15 protein-coding genes are annotated in these 12,662 nt (G+C 72.7%); 4 read left to right on the top strand and 11 right to left on the bottom strand.

Features of this window, described 5'->3' with window-relative positions; genetic code table 11:
- Positions 1 to 65: 65 nt before the first annotated feature.
- The 9 genes from HA039_RS25825 to hisD all read right to left on the bottom strand — a co-directional run bounded on the left by HA039_RS25825 (position 66) and on the right by hisD (position 6,559).
- The gene (locus HA039_RS25825) at positions 66 to 650 is read right to left on the bottom strand and encodes a winged helix-turn-helix domain-containing protein (RefSeq protein WP_167033755.1); all 585 of its coding nucleotides are present in this window, start codon (positions 648 to 650) and stop codon (positions 66 to 68) included.
- A 101-nt stretch (positions 651 to 751) separates the two neighbouring features.
- Positions 752 to 1,507, bottom strand: coding sequence for an imidazole glycerol phosphate synthase subunit HisF (hisF, locus tag HA039_RS25820; protein WP_167033754.1), 756 nt, complete (start codon positions 1,505 to 1,507; stop codon positions 752 to 754).
- Positions 1,504 to 1,923, bottom strand: a complete 420-nt coding sequence (locus HA039_RS25815) for a RidA family protein (RefSeq protein WP_167033753.1) — start codon at positions 1,921 to 1,923, stop codon at positions 1,504 to 1,506. The genes hisF and HA039_RS25815 overlap by 4 nt, the downstream gene beginning before the upstream one ends.
- On the bottom strand, positions 1,920 to 2,657 hold the full coding sequence (priA, locus tag HA039_RS25810; RefSeq protein ID WP_167037622.1) for a bifunctional 1-(5-phosphoribosyl)-5-((5-phosphoribosylamino)methylideneamino)imidazole-4-carboxamide isomerase/phosphoribosylanthranilate isomerase PriA: 738 nt from the start codon (positions 2,655 to 2,657) through the stop codon (positions 1,920 to 1,922). Before priA ends, HA039_RS25815 begins: the two co-directional genes overlap by 4 nt.
- 9 nt (positions 2,658 to 2,666) lie before the next feature.
- Complete coding sequence (gene hisH, locus HA039_RS25805) at positions 2,667 to 3,329, bottom strand: imidazole glycerol phosphate synthase subunit HisH (RefSeq protein ID WP_167033752.1); 663 nt, start codon at positions 3,327 to 3,329, stop codon at positions 2,667 to 2,669.
- 5 nt (positions 3,330 to 3,334) lie between these two features.
- Positions 3,335 to 3,502: a hypothetical protein gene (locus tag HA039_RS25800; RefSeq protein WP_167033751.1), complete on the bottom strand. Its 168-nt coding sequence runs from the start codon at positions 3,500 to 3,502 to the stop codon at positions 3,335 to 3,337.
- A complete protein-coding gene (gene hisB / locus HA039_RS25795) occupies positions 3,499 to 4,092 on the bottom strand; it encodes an imidazoleglycerol-phosphate dehydratase HisB (protein WP_167033750.1) in 594 nt (197 codons plus the stop codon). Before hisB ends, HA039_RS25800 begins: the two co-directional genes overlap by 4 nt.
- The gene (locus tag HA039_RS25790; RefSeq protein WP_167033749.1) at positions 4,089 to 5,231 is read right to left on the bottom strand and encodes a histidinol-phosphate transaminase; all 1,143 of its coding nucleotides are present in this window, start codon (positions 5,229 to 5,231) and stop codon (positions 4,089 to 4,091) included. Before HA039_RS25790 ends, hisB begins: the two co-directional genes overlap by 4 nt.
- Positions 5,228 to 6,559: a histidinol dehydrogenase gene (hisD, locus tag HA039_RS25785; protein ID WP_167033748.1), complete on the bottom strand. Its 1,332-nt coding sequence runs from the start codon at positions 6,557 to 6,559 to the stop codon at positions 5,228 to 5,230. The genes HA039_RS25790 and hisD overlap by 4 nt, the downstream gene beginning before the upstream one ends.
- A 159-nt stretch (positions 6,560 to 6,718) precedes the next feature.
- Between hisD and HA039_RS25780 the strand changes: the two genes are divergently transcribed.
- From HA039_RS25780 to ybaK, 4 genes are all read left to right on the top strand, one after another.
- Positions 6,719 to 8,320 (top strand): oxidoreductase, encoded by a 1,602-nt coding sequence (locus tag HA039_RS25780; RefSeq protein WP_167037619.1) that lies wholly within the window; start codon positions 6,719 to 6,721, stop codon positions 8,318 to 8,320.
- 102 nt (positions 8,321 to 8,422) lie between these two features.
- Positions 8,423 to 9,451 carry a hypothetical protein gene (locus tag HA039_RS25775; protein ID WP_167033747.1) on the top strand — a complete coding sequence of 343 codons (1,029 nt, stop codon included), beginning with the start codon at positions 8,423 to 8,425 and terminating at the stop codon, positions 9,449 to 9,451.
- Between the two features lie 5 nt (positions 9,452 to 9,456).
- The gene (locus HA039_RS25770) at positions 9,457 to 10,197 is read left to right on the top strand and encodes an LON peptidase substrate-binding domain-containing protein (protein WP_167033746.1); all 741 of its coding nucleotides are present in this window, start codon (positions 9,457 to 9,459) and stop codon (positions 10,195 to 10,197) included.
- Positions 10,198 to 10,271: 74 nt separating this feature from the next.
- Complete coding sequence (gene ybaK, locus HA039_RS25765; protein ID WP_167033745.1) at positions 10,272 to 10,778, top strand: Cys-tRNA(Pro) deacylase; 507 nt, start codon at positions 10,272 to 10,274, stop codon at positions 10,776 to 10,778.
- A gap of 223 nt (positions 10,779 to 11,001) precedes the next feature.
- Here the strand turns inward: ybaK and HA039_RS25760 are convergent, their stop codons facing one another.
- Positions 11,002 to 11,679 carry a hypothetical protein gene (locus HA039_RS25760; protein ID WP_208298714.1) on the bottom strand — a complete coding sequence of 226 codons (678 nt, stop codon included), beginning with the start codon at positions 11,677 to 11,679 and terminating at the stop codon, positions 11,002 to 11,004.
- 34 nt (positions 11,680 to 11,713) lie between these two features.
- Positions 11,714 to 12,517, bottom strand: a complete 804-nt coding sequence (locus HA039_RS25755) for an ABC transporter permease (RefSeq protein WP_243870259.1) — start codon at positions 12,515 to 12,517, stop codon at positions 11,714 to 11,716.
- Positions 12,518 to 12,662 lie beyond the last annotated feature (145 nt).

Below are 12,662 nucleotides of genomic sequence, written 5' to 3'. Positions count from 1 at the left end.
CTTTCGTCTCGGTAGGGGGTCGGAAGGCCCGGAAGGTCTGGGGGAAGCCGGACGGGCGGGAGGCGTCAGAGACGGAAGGGGAAGCCGTAGGTGTGCAGCGCGACCCTCTCGCGCCCCTCGGTGTCCCCGGCCTCCTCGGCCGCCCGGCCGGCGCTCTCGTACTTCCTGACGAGGTCGTGCATCTCGCGGGAGAGTTCCGCGAGTTGCGCGGCCGTGAGCAGCGCGAGGTACTCGTGGCTGAACGAGGCGGCGCGCCAGTCCGCCTGCCACGTGAGCCGGGTACCGACGTACCCGAGGTAGAGGTCCGCGCGCTGGGCGAACGAGAGCGCCCCGAGGGCCGCTTGGGGGGCGGCGTTCTCGGGGGTGTCGCCCAGGTCCTCGGCGCGCGGGGCCGGGTACTCGGAGGCGAGTTTCCACCACCGCTCCCGGCCGTCACCCTGTCCCTCCGCCTCGTCGATCAGTCCGTGATCGGCGAGCTTGCGCAGGTGGTAGCTGACGAGCGAGACGGTTTCGCCCACCTGGTAGGCGAGTTGGGAGGCGGTGCCCGTCCGGGAGAGATGGAGGGCGCGGTAGAGCCTCATGCGCAGGGGATGGCCGAAGACCTTGAAGGCCTCGGGGCCCGTCACTCCGCGGGTTTCCCTGCGTGTCATGGCGTGCACGCTAAATTAGGAAAGGAAAGTTGCGCAATATATCTTGCGCGATCAAGTCGGAAGTGGCGAAGGAACGGCCGGAACCGTCCCTTCGCCCCGTCCTATCTGACCGGATGGCCCGCTTCACGCAGGATTTCCTTCACCTGGCCGATGCGCAGATCGCCGAAGTGGAAGACGGACGCGGCGAGGACCGCGTCGGCGCCCGCCGCGACGGCCGGCGGGAAGTCCGCGAGCCGGCCGGCGCCGCCCGAGGCGATGACGGGGACGGTCACGTGCTTCCGTACGGCCGCGATCATCTCGGTGTCGTAGCCGTCCTTCGTGCCGTCCGCGTCCATCGAGTTGAGCAGGATCTCCCCGGCGCCCAGTTCGGCGGCCCGGTGCGCCCACTCGACGGCGTCGATGCCGGTGCCCCGGCGGCCGCCGTGCGTGGTGACCTCGAAGGACCCCGACGGCGTCCGGCGCGCGTCGACCGACAGGACCAGCACCTGGCGTCCGAAGCGCTCGGCGATCTCGCGGATGAGGTCGGGGCGCGCGATGGCCGCCGTGTTGACGCCGACCTTGTCCGCGCCCGCGCGCAGCAGCTTGTCGACGTCCCCGGGGGTACGGACGCCCCCGCCGACGGTCAGCGGGATGAAGACCTGCTCGGCGGTGCGGCGCACCACGTCGTAGGTGGTCTCGCGGTCGCCGGAGGAGGCGGTGATGTCGAGGAACGTCAACTCGTCGGCGCCCTCGGCGTCGTACAGCTTCGCCATCTCGACGGGGTCGCCCGCGTCGCGGAGGTTCTGGAAGTTGACGCCCTTGACGACCCGGCCGTTGTCCACGTCCAGGCAGGGGATGACCCGTACCGCCAGGCTCATGCGGGGCCTCCCGAGGGGGCCCGGTAGGCCTCGACCTCCACCTCGACGACCAGGCTCGGGTCGATGAGGCCCGCGACGACGACCATGGAGGCGGCCGGCCGTACGGGGTCGAACAGCTCCTTGTGGGCGCGGCCCACGTCGTCGGCGTCGCGCGGGTGGGTGATGTACATCCGGGTGCGGACCACATGCTCGGCGCCGAGGCCGAGCTCCTCCAGCGCCTTGACGGCCACGCCGAAGGCGGTCCTCGTCTGCTCGTACGGGCTGCCCTCGGCGATCCGGCCGCCGACCACCGACGTACAACCGGACACGAGCACCAGGCCGTTGGGCAGCTGTACCGCGCGGGAGTAGCCGAAGGACTCCTCCCACGGCCCGCCCGAGGAGATCTTCCGCACCTGGCCCGGCGTCCCGCCGCTCATCGGACCGCCGTCCCCGCCACCGTCTCCAGCGCCTCTTCCAGCGTGAACGCCTTCGCGTACAGCGCCTTGCCGACGATCGCGCCCTCGACTCCCTCGGGCACGAGCGTGGCGATGGCGAGCAGGTCGTCCAGCGAGGAGACCCCGCCGGAGGCGACGACGGGCCGGTCGGTGGCGGCGCAGACGTTGCGCAGCAGCTCCAGGTTGGGGCCCTGGAGGGTGCCGTCCTTCGCGATGTCCGTGACGACGTACCGGGCACAGCCCTCGGCGTCGAGGCGGGCCAGGGTCTCGTAGAGGTCGCCGCCGTCGCGGGTCCAGCCGCGCCCGCGCAGGGTGGTGCCCCGGACGTCGAGGCCGACGGCGATGCGGTCGCCGTTCTCGGCGATGATCCTGGCGACCCACTCGGGGGTCTCCAGCGCGGCCGTGCCGAGGTTGACGCGGGTGCAGCCGGTGCCGAGGGCGGCGGCGAGCGAGGCGTCGTCGCGGATCCCGCCGGACAGTTCGACCTTGATGTCCATGGCCGCGGTGACCTCGGCGATCAGGTCGCGGTTGTCACCGGTGCCGAAGGCGGCGTCCAGGTCGACGAGGTGCAGCCACTCGGCGCCCGCGCGCTGCCAGGCGAGGGCCGCTTCGAGGGGGGAGCCGTACGAGGTCTCGGATCCCGACTCGCCATGGACGAGGCGGACGGCCTGGCCGTCGCGGACGTCGACGGCCGGGAGGAGTTCGAGCTTCGGCACAGGAGACATTCAGAGGGTTCCGATCCAGTTGGTCAGCAGCTGGGCGCCGGCGTCGCCGGACTTCTCGGGGTGGAACTGGGTGGCCCACAGTGCACCGTTCTCCACCGCGGCGACGAATGGCTCGCCGTGGGTGGACCAGGTGACCCGCGGGGCGCGGATGGCGGGGTTGGTGACTTCGAGGCCCCACTGCCGCACGGCGTACGAGTGCACGAAGTAGAAGCGCTCGTCGGCGCCGACGCCCGCGAACAGCTGGCTGTCCGCGGGGGCCTCGACGGTGTTCCACCCCATGTGGGGCACGACCGGGGCGTCGAGCGGCTCGACCGTGCCGGGCCACTCGTCGAGGCCCTCGGTCTCGACGCCGTGCTCGATGCCGCGCTCGAAGAGGATCTGCATGCCGACGCAGATGCCGAGGACGGGACGGCCGCCGGACAGCCTGCGGCCGATGATCCATTCGCCGCGGGCGTCCTTGAGTCCCCGCATGCAGGCGGAGAAGGCGCCGACGCCGGGCACGAGCAGCCCGTCGGCGTTCATGGCCCGGTCGAAGTCGCGGGTGATCTCGACGTCGGCGCCGGCGCGGGCGAGGGCGCGTTCCGCGGAGCGGACGTTGCCGAAGCCGTAGTCGAAGACGACGACCTTCTTGGCGGGCGTGGTGCTCCTGGTGGGTCCGGTCACCGCGCTCACCCCCAGATGCCCTGGATCCGCAGGACACCCGCGACCAGGCAGAAGGCGGAGGAGATCGCCAGCAGGGTGATCACACCGGTGGGCAGCTTCTGCTTGGTGAAGGAGTAGACACCGCCCGCCAGGAAGAGTCCCAGGACGATCAGGATGGTCGACAGGCCGGTCACAGGGCACCCTTGGTTGACGGGAGGATTCCCACGGCGCGGGGGTCACGCTCGGAGGCGTACCGCAGCGCGCGGGCGAGGGCCTTGAACTGGCACTCCACGATGTGGTGGGCGTTGCGCCCGTACGGTACGTGGACGTGGAGCGCGATCCTGGCCTGGGCGACGAACGACTCCAGGATGTGCCGGGTCATCGTCGTGTCGTACGTGCCGATCATCGGCGCCATGTTCTCGGGCTCGGTGTGCACCAGGTACGGCCGGCCGGAGAGGTCCACGGTGACCTGGGCGAGCGACTCGTCCAGCGGGACCGTGCAGTTGCCGAAGCGGTAGACGCCGACCTTGTCGCCGAGGGCCTGCTTGAAGGCGGCGCCGAGGGCCAGCGCGGTGTCCTCGATGGTGTGGTGGGTGTCGATGTGCAGGTCGCCCTCGGTCTTCACCGTGAGGTCGAACAGGCCGTGCCGGCCGAGCTGGTCGAGCATGTGGTCGAAGAAGCCGACCCCGGTCGAGACGTCGACCGTCCCGGTGCCGTCGAGGTCGATCTCCACGACGACCGATGTCTCTTTCGTACTGCGTTCCACGCGGCCGATGCGGCTCATGCGCTCTGCTCCTTCTTGAGTTCCCGTACCGCGTCGAGGAACGCGTCGTTCTCGGACGGGGTGCCCGCGGTGACCCGCAGCCGTCCCGGTACGCCGTTGTCGCGGACCAGGACACCCCGGTCGAGGATCCACCGCCACGCGGCGTGGGAGTCCTCGAACCGGCCGAACTGCACGAAGTTCGCGTCCGAGTCCGTGACCTCGTAGCCGAGGGCCCTCAGCTCGCCGACCAGCCGGTCCCGCTCTGCCTTGAGCGTCTCCACGTACCCGAGCAGCGTATCGGTGTGCTCCAGGGCCGCGAGCGCGGTGGCCTGGGTCACGGCCGAGAGGTGGTACGGCAGCCGCACCAGCTGGACCGCGTCGACCACGGCGGGGTGGGCGGCGAGGTAGCCGAGGCGCAGGCCCGCGGCGCCGAACGCCTTGGACATCGTGCGGGAGACCACCAGCCGGGGGCGGCCCTCGATGAGCGGGAGCAGCGACGGGCGGTGGCTGAACTCGACGTACGCCTCGTCCACGACGACCAGGGACGGCCTGGCCGCCTGGGCCGCCTCGTACAGCGCGAGGACGGTCTCCGCGTCGACCGCGGTGCCCGTGGGGTTGTTGGGGGAGGTGATGAAGACGACGTCGGGGCGGTGCGCGGTGATCGCCGCGACGGCGGCCGTGACGTCGATCGTGAAGTCCTCGCCGCGCGGCCCGGAGAGCCAGCCGGTGCCGGTGCCGCGTGCGATGAGGTGGTGCATCGAGTACGACGGCTCGAAGCCGATCGCGGTGCGGCCGGGGCCGCCGAAGGTCTGGAGCAGTTGCTGGATGACCTCGTTGGAGCCGTTGGCGGCCCACACGTGGGCGGTGGTCAGCGGGTGGCCGCCGGTCCTGGACAGGTACGCGGCCAGTTCGGTGCGCAGCTCGACGGCGTCCCGGTCGGGGTAGCGGTTGAGGCCGCGCGCGGCTTCGCGGACCCGCTCGGCGATCCGCTCGACGAGCGCCTCGGGCAGCGGGTACGGGTTCTCGTTGGTGTTCAGCTGGACGGGGACGTCGAGCTGGGGCGCGCCGTACGGGGTCTTGCCGCGCAGCTCGTCCCGTACGGGAAGGTCGTCGATGCCGAGGTCGCCCGGCTCCCGGGCGGGCCCTGAGGTGCCGGTCATGCGGTGGGCACCTTCCAGCCGAACCTTGCTTTGACGGCCGCGCCGTGGGCGGGCAGGTCCTCCGCCTCGGCGAGGGTCACGACGTGGTGGGCGACCTCGGCGAGGGCGTCCCTGGTGTAGTCCACGATGTGGATGCCGCGCAGGAAGGACTGGACGGAGAGCCCGGAGGAGTGGCAGGCGCAACCGCCGGTGGGCAGGACGTGGTTGGAGCCGGCGCAGTAGTCGCCGAGGGAGACCGGCGCGTACGGGCCGACGAAGATCGCGCCCGCGTTGCGGACCCGGTCGGCGACGGCCGCCGCGTCGGCGGTCTGGATCTCCAGGTGCTCGGCGCCGTACGCGTCCACGACCCGCAGGCCGTCCTCGACGGAGTCGACCAGGACGATCGCGGACTGCTTGCCGGCCAGCGCGGGCGCCACCCGGTCCTCGACGTGCTTGGTCGCGGCGACCTGCGGCTCCAGCTCCTTCTCGACCGCGTCGGCCAGCTCGGCGGAGTCGGTGACGAGGACGGCGGCGGCCAGCGGGTCGTGCTCGGCCTGGCTGATCAGGTCGGCGGCGACGTGCACGGGGTCGGCGGTGGAGTCCGCGAGGACCGCGATCTCGGTGGGGCCGGCCTCGGTGTCGATGCCGATCCGGCCGGTGAAGTACCGCTTGGCGGCGGCGACCCAGATGTTGCCGGGGCCGGTGACCATGTCGGCGGGGGCGCAGCCGTCGGGGCCCGTGGTGCCGTACGCGAACATCGCCACGGCCTGCGCGCCGCCCACCGCGTACACCTCGTCGACGCCCAGCAGGGCGCAGGCGGCGAGGATCGTGGGGTGGGGCAGCCCGCCGAAGTCGGCCTGCGGCGGCGAGGCGAGCGCGATCGACGCGACCCCCGCCTCCTGGGCCGGCACCACGTTCATGATCACGGACGAGGGGTAGACGGACCGGCCGCCCGGCGCGTAGAGCCCCACGCGCCCGACCGGGACCCACTTCTCGCGGACCGTGCCGCCGGGCACCACCTGCGTGGTGTGCGGGGCGCGCCGCTGCTCGCGGTGGACGAGCCTGGCCCGCCGGGCGGACTCCTCCAGCGCGGCCCGTACGGCCGGGTCAAGTCCGGCCAGGGCGTCGGCCAGGGCCGCCGCGGGCACCCGGACCCGGGTGAGCTTCACGCCGTCGAACTTCTCCGCGTACTCGATCAGCGCTTCCGTACCGCGATGGTGCACGTCCTCGCAGATGGGCCGCACCTTCTCCAGGGCGGCTTCCACGTCGAACTCGGCTCGGGGCAGCAGGTCACGCAGTGCGGAGCCCTCGGGGAGGGCGCCGCCACGCAGATCGATTCGTGAGATCACGCGGTCAATTCTCGCAGACGGCCTCCGGCCGCCGGACGCGAGTATCACTGGCTGATACACGTCCCGCCAGGCTCATCTCACCACTAGCGTTCAGGCCGTCACCCAGAGGGAACACCATGAGTAACGACGCGACGGGGAAGCGGAGGGCCGGCAGTGACGGTGACCGAGCCGCAGGAAGGTGAGGCTCCCGACTGGCTCAGCGCGGCCGAGCTGGGCATGTGGCAGGCCTTCCGGAACGGCAGTACGTACGACCTCTCCACGTACGACCCCCGGCGCGACGACCCGTTCGCCCCGCACGGCTGGGGCGCGAACCGCAGCGTGCGCGCCAGGGTCATCGCGTTGCTCCTGCTCAGCGGCCCGCCGGCGCTCCCGGGCCGGGTCGCCGCGCTCAAGATGCGCGGGGTGCGGATCACCGGGACGCTGACGCTCGCGGGCGGCACGATCGCGCCGTACGTCGAACTGGACCGCTGCCTGTTCGACAACGAGATCGTGCTCCCCGAGTCGCACTTCACCACCCTGCGCATGGTGGGCTGCGCGATACCGCGCCTGGAGGCGGCCCGGTTGCACACGGAGGGTGACCTTCACCTGCCGCGGTGCCGTGTCGAGCGCGGGATCCGGCTGACGGACGCCCAGATCGGTACGGATCTGCTGATCAGCCAGATAGAGGTACGCCCCGACCGGCTCGGCAGGGCGATCACCGCCGACGGCATGACCGTGGCCCAGGACCTCCAGGCCGACCAGATCGAGACATACGGCGAGGTGAGTCTGCGCGGCGCGAAGATCGGGGTGTCGCTGAGCCTGCGCGGCAGCCGGCTGCGCGCCCCGCGCGACCGCCGGGCGCTCAACGCGCCGCGCCTGACGGTCGAGCGGACGCTCCACATGACCGGCGCGTGGGTGTCGGACGAGACCGGACCCGCCGGTTCCACTCCCCCGTACGGCGTCGGCACCGCGGGCAGCCCGCCGCCCGGCACCCGGGTGCAGCCCTTCGAGTGCCGGGGCGGGGTGCGGCTGGACGACGGGCGGTTCGGGGACGCGGTCGACCTCGACCAGGCGCGGTTCGTCCTGATGGCCGGTGAGGAGCTGTCGCTGCGCCGGATCGTCACGCCGGAGCTGCGGTTCAAGTGCGAACGCCCCGAGGAGGGGCGGGTCGTGCTGAGCGGGGCGAGGATCGTCACGCTGGTCGACGTGTCGACCAGCTGGCCGGGTCCCGGCGGGCTCGCGATGGGCGGGTTCGTGTACGAGAACCTCGTGTGGGTCGGCCACTTCCCGCTCAGCCGGCGCCTGGAGTGGGTGGCCGCCGCGACCCCCGAGTACGCGCCGGAGCCGTACGAGCGGCTCGCGCAGGTCCTGCGCAACAGCGGCGAGGACGCCGACGCGCGCGAGGTGCTGCTCGTCAAGCAGCGCCGCCGGCGCGAGACCCTGCCGCTCGCCGCGAAGCTCTGGGGGTACCTCCAGGACTGGACGGTGGCGTACGGCTACCGCCCGGGGCGCGCGGCGCTGTGGATGGCGGTCCTCTGGGCGGCCGGCACGATCGCGTTCACCCGGCACGCCCCGCCGCCGCTCAAGGCGACCGAGCACCCCGACTGGAACCCGGCCCTGTTCGCGCTGGACCTGCTCGTCCCGGTGATCGATCTCGGCCAGTACGGGTACTGGCGGCTGGAAGGCGGTTGGCAATGGGCCGGGGCCGTGCTGGTCCTGCTCGGGTGGATCCTCGCCACCACCGTCGCGGCCGGCGCCTCCCGTCTCCTACGCCGCGGCTGATCCCCTTTCTTTGCCCGCCCTTGACCTCGTCCACTACAACCTTCGCACCCCTACGAAAGCTTCACAGCCGCCCCCTGGCGCGGCCACGACCTGCGGTTTTCAATGGTCGGCACCATGTCATTGCTCCGCGCCCTGATCGGCACCGCGCGTATGGTCCGGCACACCCCGCTGCTCGCGGCGGGGCAGCCGCCGGACGACGCCGTCCTGCTCGACGCCCCCGACGAACGGCTCGCCCCCGTGCTCGTCTCCGCCGCCCTCGGCGCGTACGGGCAGGCCGCGGAACTCCTCGCGACCACACGGGAATCAGCCGAATGGGAGAACCGGGACCGCTACGTGAGACGGCTGGCCGCGTTCGCCCACAGCCGCGAGGACTGGCTCACCGACTGGCTCGCGGTGACGCCCCGAGACCCGGACGCGCTGCTCGTGAAGGCCGAACTCGCCGTCCGCAGGGCCTGGGAGTCACCGGCGCGCGCCGAACGGCTGCGGGAGATGGGCCCGCTGATCGACGCGGCGGCCGACGGCGACCCCCGCGACCCCGTGCCGTGGCGCCTGGCCCTCGACCACGCCCGCGGCACCCACGCCACGCACTCGGCGTTCGAGGGGCTCTGGGCGCAGGCCGTGCGGCGCTCCCCGCACCACTACGGCTGCCATGTCGCCGCGCTCCAGTACCTGTCGGCCCTCTGGTACGGCTCGCACCGCGAGTGCTTCGAGTTCGCCGAACAGGCCGCGCGGGACGCTCTGCCCGGCTCGCTCGTCCAGGCGCTGCCCGTGCGCGCGGCGTTCACCCTGCTGATGAGCGGCGACCCCACCTCCGTACAGGGGGACCGGATCGACGCGGCGGCCGACCTGGCCGTCGCGGTGTCCGCGCGGTACGAGGCGGGCGATCCCTGGCCGGCCGAGGTGCGCAATCTCCTCGCGTACGTCCTGGCGGGACGCGGCCGGTGGGCCGAGGCGCTGGAGCAGTTCCGGCTCGTCGGGCCGTACGCCACGTCCTTCCCCTGGACGTGTTTCACCGACGATCCGCTGGGCCAGTTCCTCGAAACCCGGGACGGGGTACGGCTCCAGGTGGCCTCCGAAATGCCTTTGCGGGCCCGGGCAGACCGGAGAAGGCCCCGCGGCCATTACGCTTGAGCGTTGTGACCACCGCACGCCTCCCTCTGTTCCCGCTGAACGCGGTGCTGTTCCCGGGCCTCGTCCTGCCCCTGAACGTCTTCGAGGAGCGCTATCGCACGCTGATGCGCGAGCTGTTGAAGACGGACGAGTCCGAGCCGCGCCGCTTCGCCGTGGTCGCCGTCCGCGACGGGCACGAACTGTCGCCGACCGCCCCGGGCCTGCCCGACCAGGCGCCCCTGCCCGAGCGCGGCCCGACCGACGGCTTCGGCCCCGAGCCGCTGGCCGCCTTCCACCACGTGGGCTGCGTCGCGGACGCGGCGACGATCCGCGAACGCCCCGACGGCAGCTTCGAGGTGATGGCCACCGGCACCACCCGGGTCCGGCTGCTGTCCGTCGACGCGAGCGGCCCCTATCTGACGGCCGAGGTGGAGGAGCTGCCCGAGGAGGTCGGCGAGGGCGCGTCCGCGTTGGCCGAGGCGGTGCTGCGGGCGTTCCGCGCCTACCAGAAGCGGCTGGCGGGCGCCCGCGAACGCACGCTGGCGACGGGCGACGACCTGCCCGACGAGCCGTCGGTGGTGTCGTACCTGATCGCGGCGGCGGCGGTGCTGGACACGCCGTCGAAGCAGCGGCTGCTGGAGACCCCGGACACGGCGGCGCGGCTGCGGGAGGAGCTGAGACTCCTCCGCTCGGAGACGGCGGTGATCCGCCACCTCCCGTCCCTGCCGGCGGTGGACCTGACCAGGTCCCCGACGAGCCCCAACTGAGCGAGCCCGCTCCCCGTCCCGCTCCCGCTCCCGCTCCCTCTCCCTCTCCCTCTCCCCGACGCAAGGAACCCCCGGTGGCGAAGGCCAAGAAGAAGACCCAGCCCGGATCGGGGGGCACCCCGGCGACGGTCGCCCTGACGGCGGCGGGCGCGCCCTACACCCTGCACGCGTACGAGCACGACCCCGCGTCGGCCTCGTACGGCGAGGAGGCCGCGGAGGCGCTGGGCGTGTCCCCCGACCGGGTCTTCAAGACGCTGGTGGCCGACGTGGACGGCGAACTGACGGTGGCGGTGGTGCCGGTGGCCGGCTCGCTGGACCTCAAGGCGCTGGCGTCGGCGGTGGGCGGCAAGCGCGCGTCGATGGCGGATCCGGCGGCGGCGGAGCGTACGACGGGTTACGTACGGGGCGGCATCTCGCCCCTGGGCCAGCGCAAACGACTCCGCACGGTCCTGGACAGCTCGGCGGAGTCGCACGAGACGATCTGCGTCTCGGCGGGCCGCCGCGGCCTGGAGGTAGAACTCTCCCCCCAGTCCCTCACCACCCTGACCTCAGCCACCCTGTCCCCCATCGCCCGCCCCTGACCTTCTTGGGCCCGTCCGGCGCTTGAGGACACCACCCACCGCCCCGCAGCGCCCAACTCAACCCCACCCCGGCACCCTCTTAAGCCCGTCCGGCGATTGAGGACATCAGTAACCCGCACCCACCACCGGCCAGCGGCCCCAATCAACCCCGCCCAGGCACAATCAAGCCCGTCCGGCGCTTGAGGACAACAGCGTCACGCGGACGGCCCCGCAAGGGCCACCTTCACGGCTTGGCGCCCCCGGGCGGCGTGCCGAACGCACTCCAGTCCCACTCGGGCTCAGGATCCCGAGGCCCGAACACCGCGGTCAACGCCAGGTTCACCACCATCGCCGCCACAGGCCACGCCAACAACGCCCCCTTGGCATTCAGCTTCAACGGCGCGTCGAACGTAACCCCCTTCCCCACCTCACGCGCATGCGCGACCACGTCCGACGTCGGCCCCAGCCACACGCCGACCTTCCACGCCAGGAACGACCCGATCAGCCCGCCCAGCACCAGCCCCACGACCACCGCGATCCCGCCCCGCTTGCGGAAGAGGAAGACCACCGCCGCGGCCACCGCGCCGAACCCGAGGCCCAGCAGCGCGAACGTCCCGTCCGCGCCGATCGCCTCCTCCCCCTCCGTGTCCTTGAGGAAGACGGCCGTGTCGTCCGAGACCAACGGGATCCGCGGCGAGAGCCACAGCCACAGCAACCCCAGCAGCACCCCCGCGACCGCGAGCGCCACCGTCACGACCACCGCGGTACGCACCTCGGCCCCCGTGCCGGACTTGTCATCGGGTACGGAGCCGTCCCCGGAACCCGAGCCGGAATCGGAGCCGGAATCGCCGGAAGCGCCGTCCGGCGGCGTCTGCCACGGATCGTGTCGCGGCTGGTGAGGCGGTGTCAGGGGAGCGGTCACCCTGCCATCGTGCCAGGCGCGCCCGGCGTCCGCCTCACCGGACCGCCGCACGCCGGTACGCCCACGTCGCGACGGCCAGCGACACCACGCCGACGGCCGCGCACACCCCCAGGTCCACGAAGACCGCCACCCAGTCGGGACGCGCGTCGAACGACCGGGAGAGCGCCTCCACGCCGTACGTGGACGGCAGCAGGTCCCGCGCCCAGGTGACCGGCTCGGGCAAACGGTTCGCCGGCAGGACGCCCAGCAGCAGGGCCGCGGACATCCCGAGCTGCCCCAGCAGCGTCGCCAGCTCCTGACGCGGCGCGAGCAGCCCCAGCGCCGCCCCGAGCCCGGCGAGCGCCGCGCCGGCCGGGGGGATCACGAGCAACAGCACCCACAGGTGGGCGAGCGGCAGCTGGAAGAGCACGCTCCCGGTGACCGCCGTGAACACCGCGCCCGGCACCGTGAAGGACGCGTACGCCGCCGCCGTACCCAGCACCACCGCCGCGGGCGGCACCGGCAGGGTGGCGAAGTGGTCGAGTCCCCCGCTGGCCCGCAGGTGCCCGAAGTACTGGGCGAGCAGGTTGAGCGCCACGAACGCCACCACGAGGACGCTGGCCCCCGCGACCACCGCCCGCGACTCCTCCGCGCCGTTCACGACCCCGCGCATCAGGACCATGATCCCGACCGACTGGAAGGTCGCGACGAACAGCAGCGGGATCCGGGCGACCCTCGCCCGCGACATCTGGGCGCGGTACACCGCGGCCAGCGAGGGCAGCAGCCGCGCCCTCGGCGCGAGCGGCGCGGGCGTGCCGTCCGCCGTCGTCCCCGAGGAATTCTCCCGGGCCACCCTCACGCTCCCGCCGCCTCGCGCGGACACGGCCTCCGCCGGCACGATGCTCACCTGGCGCTGCTCCTGTTCGTAGACGCACGGGTTGCCCTCTTCGCCCGGTCCGGCGCGGAGGTGGTGGGCGTGGCCCTCACGGGCGGCGCGGCGGCCG

Origin of the sequence: Streptomyces liangshanensis (assembly GCF_011694815.1) — a bacterium.
In the GTDB taxonomy this organism is placed as follows: Bacteria; Actinomycetota; Actinomycetes; order Streptomycetales; family Streptomycetaceae; genus Streptomyces; species Streptomyces liangshanensis.
The sequence above is the reverse complement of the archived record's forward strand: the minus strand, read 5'-3'. Positions and strand labels throughout refer to the sequence as shown.